Genomic DNA, 17,289 nt, shown 5'->3' on the forward strand with positions numbered 1-17,289 from the left:
AATCTCCTGTCAGGGAAAGGCCTGCAGCGGCAGGATGGATACGGTTTCGCCGGCTTGCACGGCACCGCGCTCATGTTCGAGCACGATGAGGCAGTCCGCCTCGGCCATGGAGCGCAGCACGCCCGAACCCTGCGGACCGGTCGTGCGGACCAGGCAGCGGCCATCGGCGCCTGTGGACAGAAGGCCGCGCTGGTACTCGGTGCGGCCCGGCCGTTTGGACAGCGCATGGGCAGCCACGGCCTGGGGCAGGGCGACCGGCTCGGCAGCCGCCTGCGCAGCGCCCATGAGCTGCAGCAGCGCCGGACGGACAAAGACCAGAAAGCTGACCATGGCGGCCACGGGATTGCCAGGAAGGCCGATCAGCACCGTGGTGCGTGCAGGCGTGCGGCTTGCGGCAAACGGCGTGCCCGCATCGGGCTGCAGCAGGCCCACGGCCAGCGGCCGGCCGGGCCGCATGGCCAGTCGCCAGAAGTGCACGCAGCCCATGCGCTGCAGCATGGCGCGCGTGTGGTCGGCCTCGCCTGCGCTGATGCCGCCGCTGGTCAGCACCACGTCGGCCAGGGAGGCGGCTTCGCGCAGGCGCTCCTGCAGGGCCTCGGGCTCATCGGCCACCACGCCCAGGTCCAGCACCTGCACGCCCATGCGCTGCAGCAGGCCGATGAGGCTGAAGCGGTTGCTGTCGTAGACCGCACCCTCGCGCGGCGCCGTGCCGGGGTGGAGGATTTCATCGCCCGTGGAGAAATAGGCCACGCGCAGCCGCCTGCGCACGCGCACCTGGGGCTGGCCCAGGCTGGCGATCAGGCCCAGGGCCGCGGGATGCAGGCGCTGGCCCGCCGCCAGGGCCACGCGGCCCAGGCTCAGGTCCTCGCCGCGCAGGCGCCGGTTGTCCCCGGCACGCACGCTGCCTGCCGGAATGCCGATGTGGTCAGTGCCTGCGGACACGGTGCGTTCATGCGCGATCACCGTGTCCAGCCCGCTCGGCAACACGGCGCCGGTCATGATCTTGATGCACTCGCCGGCCTGCACGGTGCCGTGCCAGGGTTTGCCGGCCAGGGCCTGGCCGACCACGCGCAGCACCAGCGGTGCAGCGGGCGAACCGGCGTGAGCAGCCTGCAGCTGGCCGCCATCGAAGGCATAGCCATCCATGGCGGCGTTGTCATGCGCTGGCACATCGACGGGGGAGACGATGTCTTCGGCCAGCACGCGGTCCAGCGCATCGGCCAGCGCCAGCGTCTCCAACTCTGCCACCGGGCCCAGGGGCTGCAGCAGGCTGGCCAGCTGTGACAGGGCCTGATCGACCCTCAGGTCCTGGGTGGATGCGGTGGTGGGGGATGCGGGCTGGAAGGATGCGGTCATCAGAACGGAATCCGGTTGGGCAAGGCGGCGTGCGGGCCGGCGGCGCGGGGCGCTACGACGGGGTGGCTGCGGCGCGCGCCAACGCCTGCAGCTCCTGCTGCGTGTTGGCGTTGGCAAAGGCCAGCGGGCTGTCGCCCGCGCGGTCGAAGAGGGCCGTGGCGCAGCGGTGCTGGCCCGTCCATGCATCGATCTTGCGGCCGCCCGAACGTATGAACGATTGCAGACTATCACGCAGCGATGACCGCATCAGGCAGAACACGGGCTGGGCCCGCAGCAGGGATTGATCTGCGTCAAGCGAGCGCTCCCAGCCATGGGCGACGACGATGTCGGCCGCAGGCTGCTGCGACAGCGCCGCCTGCACAAGCCGCTCCACAAGGTCCAGCGGGAACAGCGGCGTATCGCAGGGCACGCAGACCAGCCAGGGCGTCCGGCAGTGCATCAGGCCGCTCAGGAAGCCGGCCAGCGGGCCGGGATAGTCGGGTTCGGCATCGGGCCAGACCTGCGCACTGTGGGCCGCGCCCAATTGCGCATAGGCCTCGGCATGGCGGTTGGCGTTGATCAGCAGATGCCCGACCTGGGGCGCCAGGCGGTCCAGCGCATGGGCCGCCAGCGGCTGGCCCAGAAAGGGCTGCAGCCCCTTGTCGATGCCGCCCATGCGCATGCCGCGCCCGCCTGCCAGCACGCAGCCCGTGATGTCGTTCAGGGGCAGGGGGGCGGGCTGGGAAGAAGGGGGCATGTGGGGCGGGGGGGGGCAGCGGGGAAAAGGAGTAGGGGGCGGGGCGGCGATGGCAGGGCGCCGACGCCCCGCGCACGCCGCACGGATCAGCCGCCGATGTAGCTCATCTCGATGCGCCTGCGCTGCGTGCCCGTGCTGGCCGGCAGGCTGGCGCGCAGTTCGGAGTAGCGGTCGCTGCGCTGCTGCCAGATGGGGGCCAGCGCGGAGGCGACCTCTGCATCGCTGGCGCCGCTGCGCAGCAGGCTGCGCAGGTCCCAGCCTTCGGAGGCGAACAGGCACAGGTACAGCCGGCCTTCGGTGGACAGGCGCGCGCGGTTGCAGTCACCGCAAAAGGCATGGGTGACGCTGCTGATCACGCCGACCTCGCCCAGCGACGGGTCGTGCAGGCCGCGCGCGTCGGCATAGCCCCAGCGCACGGCCGTCTCGCCGGTGGCGCTGGGCTGCAGCGGCACCAGGGGCAGTTCGGCGCGCAGCCGGGCGATGACCTCGTCGGAGGGCAGAACCTCGTCCATGCGCCAGCCGTTGGTCGCGCCCACATCCATGTATTCGATGAAGCGCAAGGTCACGCCCGTGCCCTGGAAGTGGCGCGCCATGGGCAGGATCTGGTCTTCGTTGGTGCCGCGCTTGACCACCATGTTGACCTTGATGTTGGTCAGGCCCGCGGCCTGGGCCGCCTCGATGCCGGCCAGCACGTCGGAGACCGGGAAGTCCACGTCGTTCATGCTGCGGAACACCGCGTCGTCCAGCCCGTCCAGGCTCACGGTGACGCGGTTCAGGCCGGCGTCCTTGAGCGCGCGGGCCTTGCGGGCCAGCAGGGAGCCGTTGGTGGTCAGCGTCAGGTCCAGGGGCTGGCCGCCGGGCGTGCGCAGGGCGGAGAGCTGCTCCACCAGCGTTTCCACGTTCTTGCGCAGCAGCGGCTCGCCACCCGTCAGCCGGATCTTCTGCACGCCGTGCTGCACGAACAGGCGCGCCGTGCGCGTGATTTCCTCGAAACTCAGCAGCGAGCCGTGCGGCAGGTAGCTGTAGTTCTTGTCGAAGACTTCCTTGGGCATGCAGTAGCTGCAGCGGAAGTTGCAGCGGTCGGTGATGCTGATGCGCAGGTCGCGCAGCGACCGGCCAAGCCTGTCCTGCAGATCGCCGGTGGGCGTCTGCAGCAGACTTGGCACGGCGGCCGGGCGCGTGGGGGAGCGCTCGTCGACCAGGGGGATCACTCGTTCTGCCATGCCTGTGATTTTGCCCGAATGCCTATGTCCAGGCACTGCGCAAGCCTGCAGTTCTTGATCTGTGTCTAGACGCAGCGCGCTCCGTCCACCTCGATGCAGGTGCCGCTGATGAAGGCGGCCTCGTCGCTGGCCAGATACAGCGCGGCATTGGCCACGTCCCCTGCGGTGGAGAAGCGGCCCAGCGGAATGGTCGCCAGAAAGCGTGCGCGGCGCGCTTCGTCCACCGGGCCGCCGGCGAACTCGGCGGCCAGGCCGGTGTCCGGGTTGAACACGGGGTTGATGCAGTTGACGCGGATGTTCTCGGGACCGAGCTCGGCCGCCATGGACTTGCTGGTGATGATGACGGCACCCTTGGAGCCGTTGTACCAGGTCAGCCCCGGCCGAGGGCGCAGGCCGGCCGTGGAGGCGATGTTGATGAAGCTGCCGCCGCCAGGGCGGCCATCGGCCAGCGCCGGGTTGGCGCGCATGGCGGGCACGCCGTGCACGGCAGAAAGGTAGATGCTCTTGACGTTGATGGCGTAGACGCGGTCGAACTCGGCCTCGCTGACTTCGAGCATGGGGCGGTTGCGGTGCGTCCAGCCCGCGTTGTTGATGAAGGCGTCGAGCCGGCCATGCGCCTGCAGCGTGGCCTCCACCAGGGCCTTGACCTGTTCGCTGCGTGTCATGTCCGCCTGCACGAAAAGTGCCCGGCCGCCTTCGGCGGTGATGGACTGTGCCACGCGTGTGCCGGCCTCGCGGTCGATGTCGTTGACGATGACCCGGGCACCTTCGGCGGCCAGCCGCTGGGCGATGCCGGCCCCGATGCCGCTGCCGGCGCCTGTGACGATGATGGATTTGTCCTGGACACGCATCGGGCTTTGCTCCTCGGTCGGGGGTCAGGCCCCCTGGGTTGCGGTGGTGGCTGTGGTCGCCGGGATCGGGGTCGCGCCGCCTGTGCCGGGCTGCCAGCCCACGAATTGCGGGTAGTAGCGCGCCACGCCGGGGCCATTGAAGTCCCAGCCCAGGCACTGGCCCAGGTGGCGTGGCGGCTGGCTGGGGTCGGCATCGCCAAAGACGCCCGGCACGGACTGGAAGGCGGCCGTGGCCATGTTGAACAGCAGCTCGCGCAGATGCGTGCAGCTGGCCACGCCGCCCAGGTTCTCGTTGATGGCCTTGCGCCAGCCGCGCGCCATGCTGCAGCCGACCATTTTCTGCAGGGCCCGCGTGGCCTCGGGGCAGTGGCCCAGCGGGTGGGAATCCATGACGACCTCGATGGCCTGCACCGCCAGGCGGGCATCGACCGTGGTGCGTATCCACATGTGGTGTATGGCCGTGCCGGCGGGCATGTGGCGGCCGCCGCTCAGTTCGATGTCATGGGTCTTGCTGTCGCGCAGCTCGCCTTCGATATCCCAGAGGCCATCGGCGCGGGCGTAGCTGCGGTAGCGCACGTCGCGTTCATGCTGGGGCGTGCGGTCGGGAATGGGGGACAAGGGCATGGGGGAAGCTGTTCTTTCTGTCGCGGGCTGCCGGCTGGCGCCGGGCATCCCGCGATTTTCCGTCACGCGCAAAGATCAGCCATGCCGTATGGCGACGGTCTTCAGCGTGGTAAAGCCGTAGAGCGCCTCGAAGCCCTTTTCGCGGCCATGGCCGCTGGACTTGACGCCGCCGAAGGGCAGCTCCACGCCGCCACCGGCGCCGTAGTTGTTGATGAAGACCTGGCCGCAGCGCAGGCGCCGCGCCAGACGCAGCTGGCGCGCGCCGTCGCGCGTCCACAGTCCGGCCACCAGGCCGTAGGCCGTGCCGTTGGCCAGTTGCACGGCATGGTCCTCGTCATGGAAGGGCATGGCGCAGAGTACGGGGCCGAAAATCTCTTCCTGCGCCAGCCGGTGCTCGGGCGGCACGTCGCGCAGCAGGGTGGGCGCCTGGTAAAAGCCGCTGTCGGGCGCATCCTCGACGATCTGGCCCTGCGCCACCACGGCAATGCCGGCCACCTGGGCGTCGGACAGGAAATCCCAGACGCGCTGCTGCTGGCTGGCGCGGATCAGCGGCCCCAGGTCCAGGTCCATGGCGGCCGGGCCCACGCGCAGCGCCTCGAAGGCCTGGCCCAGGCGTTCGAGCAGCGGCTCGTAGATCAGCGAGTCGATCAGCACGCGCGAACCTGCCGAGCAGGTCTGGCCCGCGTTCTGCACGATGGCGTTGACGATGGCGGGCACGGCGGCATCGAGGTCCGCGTCTGCAAACACGATCTGCGGGCTCTTGCCGCCCAGCTCCAGCGTGACCGGGCAGTGGCGCTCGGCAGCCGCCTGCTGGATCAGCGTGCCCACGCCGGGGCTGCCCGTGAAGCTCAGGTGGTCTACGCCGGGATGGCGCGCCAGGGCCTCGCCCACCTCGTGACCCAGGCCGGTGACCACGTTGAAGGCGCCGGCTGGAAAGCCGGCCTCGGTGGCCAGCCGCGCCACGCGCAGCACGGACAGGCAGGCGTCTTCCGAGGGCTTGACCACACAGGTATTGCCCGCGGCCAGCGCCGCGCCCACGCTGCGGCCCAGGATCTGCATGGGATAGTTCCAGGGCACGATGTGGCCGGTCACGCCGTGGGGCTCGCGCCAGGTCAGGGCGCTGTAGCCCTGCTGGTAGGGCAGGGTCTCACCGTGCAGCTTGTCGCAGGCGCCGGCATAGAACTCGAAGTAGCGCGCCAGCGCCAGCACGTCGGCACGGGCCTGGCGAGTGGGCTTGCCGCAGTCGCGCTGCTCAATGGCCGTGAGCTCATCGGCATGCTGGAGCACGCTGCCCGACAGGCGCATCAGCAGGCGCCCGCGCTCTGCGGCAGAAAGCTTGCTCCAGACGCTGTCCTGGCACTCGCGCGCCGAACGCACGGCCAGGTCGATGTCCTGGGGCGAGCCGCGCTGCAGCTCGTCGAAAGCCTGCCCGTCCGACGGGTCCAGCACGGGGGTCGTGCGTCCCGACTCCGTGGGCACGGACGCATTGCCGATGTAGTGGTATTGCATGGAGCCCGATTGTGGGGTGCCCGCGCCGCTTGTCCAGTCCCGGGCGTTGCTGCGTCCCCTCGATCGCCTTGGTGGCTCCAGCGGCTACAGCGGTTTCAGTGGCTTCAGTCCTCGGGCCAGCCCGCGTCGCGCAGGCCCTGCCGGTCCAGCACCTCCATCTTGCCGCGCCGCAGTTGCAGGCAACCGGCCTGCTGCAGCTCCTGCAGGATCTGGTTGGTGGTCTGGCGCGACAGGCCCAGCATGCGCGCCAGCTGTTCCTGGGAAACATCCAGCTCGCGGCGCCAGCGCTGGCGGCCCTGGCCGTCCGGCTGCCACTGGTCAAAGCCTTCGGCCATGCGCACCAGGCGCCGCGCCAGGCGCTGCGGCGCAGGCAGCAGCGTGTGCTCCTCCAGCGCCATCAGGCACACGCGTAGCTTGTCGGTCAGCAGCAAGGCCAGCACCTGCCAGTGTTCGGGATGGGCCGCCAGCCATGCCTGCAGTGGGGCCTGAGGCACGTGCAGCACGGTGCAGGCCGTGGCTGCCTGAGCATCGTGGGTGCGCTCGGCTCCATCGAACAGCGCGATTTCCCCCAGCCACATGGGAGGCTCCACCAGGGTCAGCAGCGCCGTGCGGGCCTGCTCGCCGCAGGCGGCCGTTCCCGAGATGCTGAGCGCCCCACGCGCCACCGCATACAGGCCGCAGGGCGGGTCACCGCGCCGGAACAGCCAGTCGCCTGCCGCCAGCGTGCGTGGCTGGGCCAGTGCCTTGAGCTGTGCGCCCAGCTCCGGCGGCAGGGCGTGGAACCAGCGGCCCGCCTCGATGGTGGCCCAGAGATCGGCCATGCCCGGCGGGCCGGCCGCAGCACGGCGCCGTACGCCGCGCGGGGCGGCGTGGGCTGCCGGAGCTGCCGGGGCGGGTGCGGGTAAGCCCGAGGTGTGCGATGAGGCTTGTGTCGGATCCATGACAGACGCCAATCCTTGATGACACCACCATGGTTGCGCAACATCCACCGCAGGTGCAGCCTATGAAAACCCTCATCGACCAACTGTCCCAGTACGCGGACTATCACCGTGATCCGCGCAACATCCTCACGCACTTCGTCGGCGTGCCGCTGATCATGTGGGCGGTGGTGATTTTGCTGGCCCGCCTGCAGTGGGCTGTCCCCTTGGGCGATGGCCTGCCCGAGCTGCCATTGAGCCTGGCCCTGCTGGCGGCACTGGCGGCAGGCATCTACTACTGTCTGCTGGACCTGCGCTACGGCATCGCCATGGCCCTGGTGCTTGCCCTGATGCTGGCGCTGGCCCAGCCCATCGCCATGCTGCCGATGGGGGCTTGGCTGGGCTGGGGCTTGGGCATCTTCGCCGTGGGCTGGGTGATCCAGTTCGTGGGCCATTACTACGAGGGCCGCAAGCCGGCTTTCCTGGATGACATCGTGGGCCTGGTCATCGGGCCGCTGTTCGTGCTGGCCGAGCTGGGCTTTGCCCTGGGCCTGCGCCGCGAAGTGCAGCACGCGGTGGAGCAGCGCAGCGGGCCCGTGCAACGGCGCGCGGGCGGCGCACACGCCTGAAAACGGCCCGGGCGCTGCAAGCTTGGCGCAGGCTTGCCGCCGTAGCATGGCAGGCGTTCCTGCGGAGCCATCCGTGGGGGCGTGTGCCTGCGCCTAAAATCACGCTGCTATCCCCCTGCGGGGGCTTTTTTGTTTCAACTCTCCTCATCCATCATGTCTTTCGACAAAGTCACACCGGGCAAGAACGCTCCTGAAACCTTCAACGTGGTCATCGAGATCTCGGCCAACTCCGATCCCATCAAGTACGAAGTGGACAAGGAAAGCGGCGCCGTCTTCGTGGACCGCTTCATGGGCACGGCCATGCACTACCCGGCCAACTACGGCTATGTGCCCCAGACGCTGTCCGGCGACGGCGATCCGGTGGACGTGCTGGTGATGACGCCCTTCCCGCTGCCCCCGGGCGTGGTCGTGGCCTGCCGCCCCATCGGCATCCTGCTGATGGAAGACGAGTCCGGCGTGGATGGCAAGGTCCTGGCCGTGCCCACGCAAAAGCTGCTGCCCGCCTACGACAAGATCAACACGCTGGAAGACATCCACGAGATCACCCTCAAGCAGATCCAGCATTTCTTCGAGCACTACAAGGACCTGGAAAAGGGCAAGTGGGTCAAGGTGCTGGGCTGGAAGGGCGTGGACGAGGCCAAGAAGGAAGTCGTGGACGGCATCGCCAACTACAAGGGCTGATCCTTTTCACTCCCGTTGAGGGAGTCTCAACTGCGCTGAGGTAAATGCCCGCTTCGCAGTTGATACAATTTGAAACGCACCCGTTGCCTACGCGCCGGGTGCGTTTTTTGTTTTGTCGTGGATCAGGGTTTGGGCAGATCAATCAGGCGCTGGTGCGAGCCATCAGCCCGGGAGCGAGCAAATGAAGTTGGCAGATTGGCGCATGGGCACGAAGCTGGGCATGGGATTCCTCGTCATGGTCCTGTTCTCGGCCATCCTGGGGGCGGTGGCCTGGTTGCAGCTGGCGCAGATGCACCGCAACGCATTGCATTTGTCGGATGTTGCCCTGCCCAGCATGTTCCATGCGGGCGCCATGCGATCCGAATACAACCGCCTGCGCCGTCACGAGGCCGGCATTGCCTCGGCGCGCAGCCTGGGCGAGGTCGATGGCTTTGCCAAGCAGGTGCAGGACCGGCTGAAGACCATCGGCGAGCACGAGACGGCGCTGCGTGCGCTGATCGACCAGGAGGGCCTGCGCGCGGCCTTTGACGACTACCTCGGCTTCAAGCAGCAGTTCCTGGCCATGCATGCGCGATTGCTGGAGCGTGCGCGCGCCGGCAACTATTCGACCACCGAGGAGCAGGCCTTCATGGCCGACGAGATGGGGCTGATGTTTGCCGGCGAATCCGAGGCGCAGTTCGGCAAGCTGGCCGAAAGCGCCGGCCGCCTGCTGACCCTGCAGCGCGAGGCGGGCGAGCAGGCACGCCAGCAGGCGCAGGCCGGCTTTGACCTCGCCCGCATCTGGGTGCTGGGCACGCTGGCCGTGGTGGTGGCCATTGCCGCCCTGGTGGGCTGGGCCATCACGCGTGCCGTGACCGGCCCCGTCGCCCAGGCCGTCCATGTGGCGCGCAACGTGGCGGCCGGCCATCTGGAGACGCCGGTCACCAGCCGCCGCCGCGACGAAATGGGCCAGCTCATCAATGCGCAGGAAGACATGCGCCGCAAGCTCGCCGAGCTGGTGGGCGAGGTGCGCGGCAACGCGCAGGGCGTGGCACTGGCCGCTGGCGAGATCGCCCAGGGCAATGCGGATCTGTCGGCGCGCACCGAAAGCCAGGCCAGCGCGCTGGAGGAAACGGCAGCCTCCATGGAGCAACTGGGCGCCACCGTGCGGCAGAACGCCGAAAGCGCACGCCAGGCCAACCAGATGGCGGCCTCCGCATCGGGCATCGCCGCGCGTGGCGGCGAAGTCGTGGCCCAGGTGGTGGATACCATGAAGGGCATCAACGACAGCAGCCGCCAGATCGCCGACATCATCGGCGTGATCGATGGCATTGCCTTCCAGACCAACATTCTTGCGCTGAACGCGGCCGTGGAAGCGGCCCGCGCAGGCGAGCAGGGCCGGGGCTTTGCCGTGGTGGCGGGCGAGGTCCGTTCGCTGGCCCAGCGCAGCGCCGAGGCGGCCAAGGAGATCAAGGCGCTGATCCAGGCCAGCGAGCAGCGCGTGGAGCAGGGCACGCAACTGGTGGACAAGGCCGGCGAGACCATGTCGGAAATCGTCACCGCCATCCGGCGCGTGACGGACATCATGGGCGAGATCAGCGCGGCCAGCAGCGAGCAGAGCGCGGGCGTGGCCCAGGTGGGTGATGCCATCACGCAGATGGACCAGGCCACGCAGCAGAATGCGGCCCTGGTGGAGCAAAGCGCCGCCGCTGCCCAGTCGCTGCAGCAGCAGGCACAGGCCATGGTGGCCTCGGTCTCGGTATTTCGCACGGCGGCTGCCGATGCGCCAGTTGTCTCTGTGGCGACTGCCGCAGCATCGCGCGCAACGGTTGTTGCCTCCTTGGCACCGCGTCCGGCCCTGGCTCCCATGGCCGCCAGGCCGGCACAACAGATCGCTGCGGCCACCCCGGCCAAGGCCACCAAGACGGCCACCGCCGACGATGAGGAGTGGGCCGCGTTCTGAGGCCTCACGCGCAGTTCAGCTTCCTTTTCTGGCGGCTCCATGCTTTGCATGGGGCCGCTTTCCTTTTGTGTCTGCCGCTGAGCTGGCGCAAGACGGGAGCGAGAGGCTGTGGCACAAATCTGCCAGTGAAGGTTTCTGCCTACTACCAGTACCTGAACTTGTCCTGAACAATGCCTGGATACTGGCAGAATGTAAGTGGATGTAGTCCTATTCTTACAGCGTGAACAATGGCGGCTTCTGGCGCCGCTCCCTAGGAGCGAAGGGATATCCCGTGATCACCTTGTTCTCATGGTCGCCACGCCTGGCGGCAATCAGTCTTCCAGCAGGCCGCGCCACCGCGGTGGCTCTCCCTCTCCAATCCCTGCCAACGAGCCGACTTGCGCGGCTGCGGCAGATCTGTTTTTGCGAAGTCCGCGCCGGGCCTGGCTGACGCCTGTCCATGGCGCAACACAAAGCTAGGCACAACAAGATGGCAGGACTTCGACAAGAAAGATGAACGTGAAAAACCTCAAGATCTCAACGCGCATGCTGGGCACCTTCGGCCTGCTGGTGCTGCTGCTGCTGGCCGTGGTGGCCGCGGCCCTGGTGCAACTGCGTTCCATGCGCGCCAGCATGGAAGTCATCACGGGCAACGCCATGCCCAGCGTGGAAGTGATCAACCAGATCGGCACCGATGTCGTGCGCACGCGCCTTCTGGAAGTGCGCCATGTCAACAATGACGATGCCGCCTACAAGACCGATTCGGAAAAGCAGCTGGAACAACTGCAGCGCCGCCTGGCCGAGCGCAAGAAGGCCTATGAGCCGCTGCTGTCATCGGACGAAGAACGCAGGCTCTACGCGCAACTGGTCCAGGAACGCGAGCGCTACCAGCAACTGAGCCAGCAGGTGCTGGCGCTGTCGCGCCAGGGCGAGAAGGAAAAGGCCCAGGCGGTGCTGGGCGGCGAGTCGCTGAAGCTCTACAACGATTCGTCGAACACGCTGGATCTGCTGGTCAAGCTCAACAGTGATGCCGCCTTGCAGGAAAGCCGCAATGCCGAGGCCGTGTACGGGCGCTCGGTCGTCGTTCTCAGCGTGGCGGCGCTGGCTGCCGTGCTGCTGGCCGTGCTGGCCGGCCTGTGGCTGACGCGCTCCATCCGCGCGCCGCTGGCGCATGCGGTCGATGCCGCAGACCGCGTGGCCAACGGCGATCTGGGCGGGACCATCCGCATCGACCGCCATGACGAAACCGGCCTGCTGCTGGGCGCGCTGCAGCGCATGCAGTCCAGCCTGGTGCAGACCGTGCGCAGCGTGCGCCAGAACGCCGAAGGCGTGGCCTCGGCCAGCGCGCAGATTGCCTCCGGCAATGCCGACCTGTCCAGCCGCACGGAAGAGCAGGCCAGTGCCCTGGAGCAGACGGCAGCCTCCATGGAGGAGCTGGGCTCCACCGTGCGCCAGAACGCCGACAACGCACGCCAGGCCAATCAGCTGGCGCTCAATGCATCCAGCGTTGCGCGCCGTGGCGGCGACGTGGTGGCCGAGGCCGTGGAAACCATGAAGGGCATCAACGACAGCAGCCGGCGCATCGGCGACATCATCGGCGTGATCGACTCCATTGCTTTCCAGACCAACATCCTTGCGCTCAATGCCGCGGTGGAGGCGGCCCGCGCGGGTGAGCAGGGCCGGGGCTTTGCCGTGGTCGCGGGCGAGGTGCGCTCGCTGGCGCAGCGCAGCGCCGAGGCCGCCAAGGAAATCAAGGCGCTGATCACGGCCAGCGTGGAGCGTGTGGAGCAGGGCTCGCAACTGGTGGACCGCGCAGGCACGACCATGACCGAAGTGGTAGCCGCCATCGGCCGGGTCACCGACATCATGGGCGAGATCAGCGCGGCCAGCACCGAGCAGAGCTCCGGCGTGGCCCAGGTTGGCGAAGCCGTCACGCAGATGGACCAGACCACGCAGCAGAACGCGGCCCTGGTCGAGGAAAGCGCGGCCGCCGCTGCCTCGCTGCGCAAGCAGGCGCAGGACCTGGTCGAGGCCGTGGCCGTCTTCCAGTTGCCCCGTGGCGCCACGGACAGCCATGCGCATGTGCCGCACAGGGTGGCGGCGGCACCGGCCAGCACCGCAACGCGCCCCGCAGCCCCGCCTGTCCGGCCCGCCCCACCCGCCAGCCCTGCGCGGCCTGCGGCCCTGGGCGGCGGCGGTGCGCCTGCAGGCGGCGAGACGCTGGCCCGCCGGCTTGAGCGCGATGCCACGCCCCCCATCCGGCCGCGCGCCGGACCCACGCAGGCCGGCAAGCCGGCACCACGCCAGCCCGGCCAGCCCGGTCAGGGCGATGACGACTGGGAAACCTTCTGAGCCCTACCCCTGGCGCAGCGGGCTGTGGGCCTGCAGCTCCTGCAGATAGCCGGCCATGCCCTCGCCCTCGCGGTCCAGAAAGCGCGAGATGGCATCGGCAAAGGACGGGTGGGCAATCCAGTGGGCGCTGGGGGTGACCACGGGCAACAGCGCCCGCGCCATCTTGTGCTCGCCCTGTGCGCCTCCCTCGAAATGCGCAATGCCGCGTTCTATGCACCAGGCGATGGGCTGGTAGTAGCAGGCCTCGAAATGTAGGCAATCCACACGCTCCAGTGCGCCCCAGTAGCGGCCGTAGGCCGTGCCCTGCGGGATCTGTGGAGCGTCCGGGGCGCAACTGCCGGCCGAAAGCCGTGCGGCTGCAGCATCGAGTGCGATCAGGCTGCAGGCCATGGGTTGGCCGTCGCGCTCGGCGACGAACATCAGCCAGTTCTCGGGCATCTGGTGAGCCATGGCCTCGAAGAAGGCCGGCTGAAGGTACGGGGCGTTGCCGTGTTCCAGATAGGTGCGTTCGTGGCAGCGGTAGAAGAAGGCCCAGTCCTGAGGGCCCATGTCGGGTCCGTGCACCGCTCGAAAGCGCACGCCGGCCTCGTGCACCTTGCGCCGTTCCTGGCGGATCTTCTTGCGCTTTTCCTGGTTCAGCGTGGACAGAAAGTGGTCGAAGTCCCGGTGGCCCGCGCCCCCCGCGTTCTGGTTGCTCCAGTGGAACTGCACGGTGCTGCGTTGCATCCAGCCGTCGGCATCGCAGGCGGCCAGATCCTCGGCATCGCTGAACAGCAGGTGCAGCGAAGACAGCTGCTGCGCCTGGGCCCATTCGCGCACCGCGCGCACCAGGGCTGCACGCAGCAAGGGCGTGCGCGCCAGCAGGCGGCTGCCCGGCACGGGCGTGAAAGGCACGGCCAGCACGCCCTTGGGGAAGTAGTCCAGCCCGTGCTGGGCGTAGGCACGTGCCCAGGCAAAGTCGAACACGTACTCGCCATAGGAGTGCGCCTTGGCGTAGACCGGGCAGGCGGCGACCAGCTCGCCGCCCTGCCAGAGCGTGACCACGCGGCCGGCCCAGCCGGTTTGCGGCACGGCGCTGCCGCTGGATTCAAGTGCGCTCAGGTACTCGTGGCGCATGAAGGGAGTGGGCGCGGCCTGCGATGCCAGCAGCGCATTCCAGGCCTGGGCATCGAGCTGCTGCACGCTGTCCAGCACGCGGGTGATAATTGCGGTTTCAGCCATGCCATTCCTTGCAGGCCGGTGTGACGCGCGCTGCCGCCTTTCGCTGTGGGGTGGCCTTGTCGGCCCTGTTGGCTCCATTGCATTCCATGACGCTCTCCATCTGCACTGCCCAGCTCAACTTTGTCGTGGGCGACCTGCCCGGCAATGTCCAGAAAATCATTGCCGCAGCCCGTGAAGCTTATGCCACGGGAGCGCGCTTGCTGCTGACGCCCGAGCTTGCCCTGTGCGGCTATGCGGCCGAAGACCTGTATCTGCGCCCCGCCTTTCTGGATGCCTGCGACCAGGCCGTGCAGCAGCTTGCGCTGGAGACCGCGCAATGGCCGGGCCTGGCGCTGGTGCTGGGCCATCCCTGGCGCGACCCCGGCGCCGGTGGCGCGTTGCGCAATGCGGCCAGCGTGCTGCGCGACGGGCGCGTGGAATGCAGCCATGCCAAGCAATGCCTGCCCAACTACGGCGTGTTCGACGAGCAGCGCTACTTTGTGGCCGGCCAATCGCCCTGCGTGATCGAAGTGCAGGGCGTGCGCGTGGGCCTGCTGATCTGCGAGGACGCCTGGCATCCCGAACCCGCACGCGCCGCCGCTCAGGCCGGTGCGCAATTGCTGGCCGTGATCAATGCCTCGCCCTTCCATGAGGGCAAGCAGGCCGAACGCGAAGCCACGCTGGCCGCGCGTGCGTGCGAGACTGGCCTGCCCCTGGTCTACGCACATCTGGTTGGCGGCCAGGATGAAATCGTCTTTGATGGCAGCTCCTTTGCCGTGCAGGCGGACGGCTCCATTGCCGCGCGCGCGCCGGCCTTTGCCGAGGCCTTGCCGCGGGTGGAGGTCCGCACGGGCGGGCATGCGCTGGTGCTGGCAGGCGAGGTGATTGCGCAGCCAGGGCACCTGCCGGCGCTGTGGTCCGCCCTGGTGCTGGCCGTGCGCGACTACGTGGGCAAGAACCGTTTCCCCGGCGCTCTGCTGGGCCTGTCGGGCGGTATCGACTCGGCCCTGGTGCTGGCGATTGCAGTCGATGCCCTGGGAGCGGACAAGGTGCATACGGTGATGATGCCTTCGCCCTATACGGCCGACATCAGCTGGATTGATGCGCGTGACATGGCTGAGCGCGTGGGCGTGCGCTATGACGAAATCTCCATCGCGCCCCAGTTCGAGGCCTTCAAGGCCGCCCTGGCCCCGGCCTTCGCGGGCCGCGCCGAGGACACGACCGAAGAAAACCTGCAGGCCCGCATCCGCGGCACCTTGCTGATGGGCCTGTCCAACAAATTCGGCTCCGTGGTGCTGACCACGGGCAACAAGAGCGAGATGTCCACCGGTTACTGCACGCTCTATGGCGACATGGCGGGCGGCTTTGCGGTGATCAAGGACGTGCTCAAGACCGAGGTCTTTGCGCTGGCGCGCTGGCGCAATGCCAACGATCCGTTCGGCACGGGGCTGGACCCCATTCCGGATCGCATCATCACGCGCCCGCCCAGCGCCGAACTGCGCCCTGACCAGAAAGACCAGGACAGCCTGCCCGCTTATGAGGTGCTCGATGCCATCGTGCGCCGTTACATGGAAAATAACGAAAGCATCGCCTCCATCGTGGCCGACGGATACGCCAGCGCCGATGTGGAGCGAGTGACGCGCCTGATCCAGATCAACGAGTACAAACGCCGCCAGGCGCCCGTGGGGCCGCGACTGACGCGCCGCAGCTTCGGCAAGGATTGGCGCTACCCCATCACCAACCGCTTCCGCGCTTGAAGCACCTGAGGCGGCGGGGTTTCCTGGCCAGCCGTCTTGCCCCGTATTGCATGCACTGAGGAGTTCACCCCATGAAAATGATCACCGCCATCATCAAGCCGTTCAAGCTGGAAGAGGTCCGCGAGGCACTGGCCGACTGCGGCGTCAACGGCCTGACCGTCACCGAGGTCAAGGGCTTTGGCCGCCAGAAGGGCCATACCGAGCTTTACCGCGGCGCTGAGTACGTGGTGGACTTCCTGCCCAAGGTGAAGATCGAGGTCGTGGTCCGCACCGAGGACGTGGACCGCTGCGTGGACGCCATCGTCAACGTGGCGCGCACGGGCAAGATCGGTGACGGCAAGATCTTCGTCACGGCCGTGGAGCGCGTGGTGCGCATCCGTACCGGCGAGCTCGACGACGGAGCCATTTGAGTCCGAGAGCAGGGCAGGGCGCATTCGGCGCCCTGCATTCTTGATATCTCGACGCTGGCGGCCATCCTCTCAAGGGTGGCCGTTTCCGTTTCCGCTTCTGTTCAGATCACGGCGCGCAAGGGCGCAGTCTCCAGGCCGGTGCCGGCGTTCTGCACCAGGGATTGCAGCAGCGTGGGGATGTCGCTGCCGCTTTCGATCAGTCCCATCTGCCACTCGCCCATGAAGCCATGGCCCACGCAGGTCTGCAGGAACTGCAGCATGCTGTCGTAGTAGCCATCCACATTGAGCAGGCCGATGGGCTTGTCGTGATAGCGCAGCTGGCGCCAGGTCCAGACCTCGAACAATTCCTCGAAGGTGCCTATGCCGCCGGGCAGGGCGACGAAGGCATCGCTGCGTTCGGCCATCATGGCCTTGCGCTCGTGCATGGTCTGGACGATGTGCAGTTCATCGCAGGCATGGTTGGCCAGTTCCTTGTCCACCAGCGCCTGCGGGATCACGCCCACGACGCGGCCGCCGGCCTGTCGTGTGGCCTCGGCCACCTCGCCCATCAGGCCGCTGCGGCCGCCTCCATAGACCAGCTGGCCGCCGTGCTCGCCGATCCAGCGGCCGGTGGCGCGGGCCGCCTCAATGAATCCGGGCTGGTCGCCGGGGCGCGAGCCGCAATACACACAAATGGAAAACGTGGGATTTGTCATGCAATGAACCGTTGATAGAGGGCGGCCAGCCAGACGCCGGCGCACAGCAGCAGCGCCAGCATCACGGCCGCGCTGCCCATGTCCTTGGCCTGCTTGGACAGAACGTGCCATTCGGGGCCTATGCGATCGACCACGGCCTCGATGCCGCTGTTGAGCAGCTCCACGATCAGCACCAGCAAGACGGTGCCCGCCAGCAGTGCGACCTCGATCCAGCTGCTTCCCAGCCAGAAGGCGGCAGGGATCAGCACGATGGCGGCGAGCGCTTCCTGGCGGAAGGCTTTTTCATTCCATCCGGCGCGAAGGCCTGCCAGCGAATAGCCTGCCGCGTGCCAGACACGCGTCAGGCCTGTGCGGCTTTTCTGGGGATTGACAGGTGCACTGTCGGTCGGGTCGGGAGATGCGGCGGGCATGCTTGCGAGTGTAGGAGA

The 17,289-nt window shown here is 68.1% G+C and carries 16 protein-coding genes; 6 read left to right on the top strand and 10 right to left on the bottom strand.

The window, feature by feature from the left end; translation table 11 throughout:
• Nucleotides 1-9 precede the first annotated feature (9 nt).
• The 7 genes from moeA to DA1_RS25060 all read right to left on the bottom strand — a co-directional run bounded on the left by moeA (nt 10) and on the right by DA1_RS25060 (nt 7,240).
• Nucleotides 10-1,356, bottom strand: a complete 1,347-nt coding sequence (gene moeA / locus DA1_RS25030; RefSeq protein ID WP_034396083.1) for a molybdopterin molybdotransferase MoeA — start codon at nt 1,354-1,356, stop codon at nt 10-12.
• A 52-nt stretch (nt 1,357-1,408) separates the two neighbouring features.
• Nucleotides 1,409-2,092 (bottom strand): molybdenum cofactor guanylyltransferase MobA, encoded by a 684-nt coding sequence (gene mobA, locus DA1_RS25035; RefSeq protein ID WP_034396082.1) that lies wholly within the window; start codon nt 2,090-2,092, stop codon nt 1,409-1,411.
• A gap of 86 nt (nt 2,093-2,178) precedes the next feature.
• Nucleotides 2,179-3,315: a GTP 3',8-cyclase MoaA gene (gene moaA / locus DA1_RS25040; RefSeq protein ID WP_013801490.1), complete on the bottom strand. Its 1,137-nt coding sequence runs from the start codon at nt 3,313-3,315 to the stop codon at nt 2,179-2,181.
• A 65-nt stretch (nt 3,316-3,380) separates the two neighbouring features.
• Nucleotides 3,381-4,166, bottom strand: a complete 786-nt coding sequence (locus DA1_RS25045) for an SDR family oxidoreductase (protein ID WP_034396079.1) — start codon at nt 4,164-4,166, stop codon at nt 3,381-3,383.
• Between the two features lie 24 nt (nt 4,167-4,190).
• Entirely contained in the window at nt 4,191-4,790 is a 600-nt protein-coding gene (locus DA1_RS25050) for a DUF2889 domain-containing protein (RefSeq protein WP_034396077.1), read from the bottom strand.
• A 75-nt stretch (nt 4,791-4,865) separates the two neighbouring features.
• The gene (locus DA1_RS25055; RefSeq protein WP_034396074.1) at nt 4,866-6,299 is read right to left on the bottom strand and encodes an aldehyde dehydrogenase family protein; all 1,434 of its coding nucleotides are present in this window, start codon (nt 6,297-6,299) and stop codon (nt 4,866-4,868) included.
• A gap of 104 nt (nt 6,300-6,403) precedes the next feature.
• Nucleotides 6,404-7,240, bottom strand: coding sequence for a Crp/Fnr family transcriptional regulator (locus DA1_RS25060; RefSeq protein WP_013801494.1), 837 nt, complete (start codon nt 7,238-7,240; stop codon nt 6,404-6,406).
• Nucleotides 7,241-7,302: 62 nt separating this feature from the next.
• Here DA1_RS25060 and DA1_RS25065 point away from each other — a divergent pair, with 62 nt between their 5' ends.
• From DA1_RS25065 to DA1_RS25080, 4 genes are all read left to right on the top strand, one after another.
• Nucleotides 7,303-7,845 carry an Mpo1 family 2-hydroxy fatty acid dioxygenase gene (locus DA1_RS25065; protein ID WP_034396071.1) on the top strand — a complete coding sequence of 181 codons (543 nt, stop codon included), beginning with the start codon at nt 7,303-7,305 and terminating at the stop codon, nt 7,843-7,845.
• Nucleotides 7,846-7,998: 153 nt separating this feature from the next.
• Nucleotides 7,999-8,526 (top strand): inorganic diphosphatase, encoded by a 528-nt coding sequence (gene ppa, locus DA1_RS25070; protein ID WP_012206678.1) that lies wholly within the window; start codon nt 7,999-8,001, stop codon nt 8,524-8,526.
• Between the two features lie 181 nt (nt 8,527-8,707).
• Nucleotides 8,708-10,468: a methyl-accepting chemotaxis protein gene (locus tag DA1_RS25075; RefSeq protein WP_034396067.1), complete on the top strand. Its 1,761-nt coding sequence runs from the start codon at nt 8,708-8,710 to the stop codon at nt 10,466-10,468.
• Between the two features lie 492 nt (nt 10,469-10,960).
• Entirely contained in the window at nt 10,961-12,799 is a 1,839-nt protein-coding gene (locus DA1_RS25080; protein WP_080736947.1) for a methyl-accepting chemotaxis protein, read from the top strand.
• Between the two features lie 3 nt (nt 12,800-12,802).
• Here the strand turns inward: DA1_RS25080 and DA1_RS25085 are convergent, their stop codons facing one another.
• Nucleotides 12,803-14,020 carry a GNAT family N-acetyltransferase gene (locus DA1_RS25085; protein ID WP_034396064.1) on the bottom strand — a complete coding sequence of 406 codons (1,218 nt, stop codon included), beginning with the start codon at nt 14,018-14,020 and terminating at the stop codon, nt 12,803-12,805.
• An 86-nt stretch (nt 14,021-14,106) separates the two neighbouring features.
• On the opposite strand from DA1_RS25085, the gene DA1_RS25090 reads away from it, so the two are divergent.
• Both DA1_RS25090 and DA1_RS25095 read left to right on the top strand, forming a co-directional pair.
• Nucleotides 14,107-15,756, top strand: a complete 1,650-nt coding sequence (locus tag DA1_RS25090) for an NAD+ synthase (RefSeq protein ID WP_034396061.1) — start codon at nt 14,107-14,109, stop codon at nt 15,754-15,756.
• 71 nt (nt 15,757-15,827) lie between these two features.
• On the top strand, nt 15,828-16,166 hold the full coding sequence (locus tag DA1_RS25095) for a P-II family nitrogen regulator (RefSeq protein ID WP_012206673.1): 339 nt from the start codon (nt 15,828-15,830) through the stop codon (nt 16,164-16,166).
• A 101-nt stretch (nt 16,167-16,267) separates the two neighbouring features.
• Here DA1_RS25095 and DA1_RS25100 read toward each other — a convergent pair whose 3' ends face one another.
• The gene (locus DA1_RS25100; protein WP_012206672.1) at nt 16,268-16,861 is read right to left on the bottom strand and encodes an LOG family protein; all 594 of its coding nucleotides are present in this window, start codon (nt 16,859-16,861) and stop codon (nt 16,268-16,270) included.
• Complete coding sequence (locus tag DA1_RS25105) at nt 16,858-17,271, bottom strand: diacylglycerol kinase (protein WP_034396058.1); 414 nt, start codon at nt 17,269-17,271, stop codon at nt 16,858-16,860. Before DA1_RS25105 ends, DA1_RS25100 begins: the two co-directional genes overlap by 4 nt.
• Nucleotides 17,272-17,289: the final 18 nt, after the last annotated feature.

The sequence above is a fragment of the Delftia acidovorans NBRC 14950 genome, from assembly GCF_001598795.1.
Taxonomy (GTDB): Bacteria; Pseudomonadota; Gammaproteobacteria; order Burkholderiales; family Burkholderiaceae_C; genus Comamonas; species Comamonas acidovorans.

What these genes read in the sequence shown, in the direction of transcription:
- moeA (WP_034396083.1), bottom strand. Translation starts at nt 1,356, where the DNA reads ATGACCGCATCCTTCCAGCCCGCATCCCCCACCACCGCATCCACCCAG.
- mobA (WP_034396082.1), bottom strand. Translation starts at nt 2,092, where the DNA reads ATGCCCCCTTCTTCCCAGCCCGCCCCCCTGCCCCTGAACGACATCACG.
- moaA (WP_013801490.1), bottom strand. Translation starts at nt 3,315, where the DNA reads ATGGCAGAACGAGTGATCCCCCTGGTCGACGAGCGCTCCCCCACGCGC.
- DA1_RS25045 (WP_034396079.1), bottom strand. Translation starts at nt 4,166, where the DNA reads ATGCGTGTCCAGGACAAATCCATCATCGTCACAGGCGCCGGCAGCGGC.
- DA1_RS25050 (WP_034396077.1), bottom strand. Translation starts at nt 4,790, where the DNA reads ATGCCCTTGTCCCCCATTCCCGACCGCACGCCCCAGCATGAACGCGAC.
- DA1_RS25055 (WP_034396074.1), bottom strand. Translation starts at nt 6,299, where the DNA reads ATGCAATACCACTACATCGGCAATGCGTCCGTGCCCACGGAGTCGGGA.
- DA1_RS25060 (WP_013801494.1), bottom strand. Translation starts at nt 7,240, where the DNA reads ATGGATCCGACACAAGCCTCATCGCACACCTCGGGCTTACCCGCACCC.
- DA1_RS25065 (WP_034396071.1), top strand. Translation starts at nt 7,303, where the DNA reads ATGAAAACCCTCATCGACCAACTGTCCCAGTACGCGGACTATCACCGT.
- ppa (WP_012206678.1), top strand. Translation starts at nt 7,999, where the DNA reads ATGTCTTTCGACAAAGTCACACCGGGCAAGAACGCTCCTGAAACCTTC.
- DA1_RS25075 (WP_034396067.1), top strand. Translation starts at nt 8,708, where the DNA reads ATGAAGTTGGCAGATTGGCGCATGGGCACGAAGCTGGGCATGGGATTC.
- DA1_RS25080 (WP_080736947.1), top strand. Translation starts at nt 10,961, where the DNA reads ATGAACGTGAAAAACCTCAAGATCTCAACGCGCATGCTGGGCACCTTC.
- DA1_RS25085 (WP_034396064.1), bottom strand. Translation starts at nt 14,020, where the DNA reads ATGGCTGAAACCGCAATTATCACCCGCGTGCTGGACAGCGTGCAGCAG.
- DA1_RS25090 (WP_034396061.1), top strand. Translation starts at nt 14,107, where the DNA reads ATGACGCTCTCCATCTGCACTGCCCAGCTCAACTTTGTCGTGGGCGAC.
- DA1_RS25095 (WP_012206673.1), top strand. Translation starts at nt 15,828, where the DNA reads ATGAAAATGATCACCGCCATCATCAAGCCGTTCAAGCTGGAAGAGGTC.
- DA1_RS25100 (WP_012206672.1), bottom strand. Translation starts at nt 16,861, where the DNA reads ATGACAAATCCCACGTTTTCCATTTGTGTGTATTGCGGCTCGCGCCCC.
- DA1_RS25105 (WP_034396058.1), bottom strand. Translation starts at nt 17,271, where the DNA reads ATGCCCGCCGCATCTCCCGACCCGACCGACAGTGCACCTGTCAATCCC.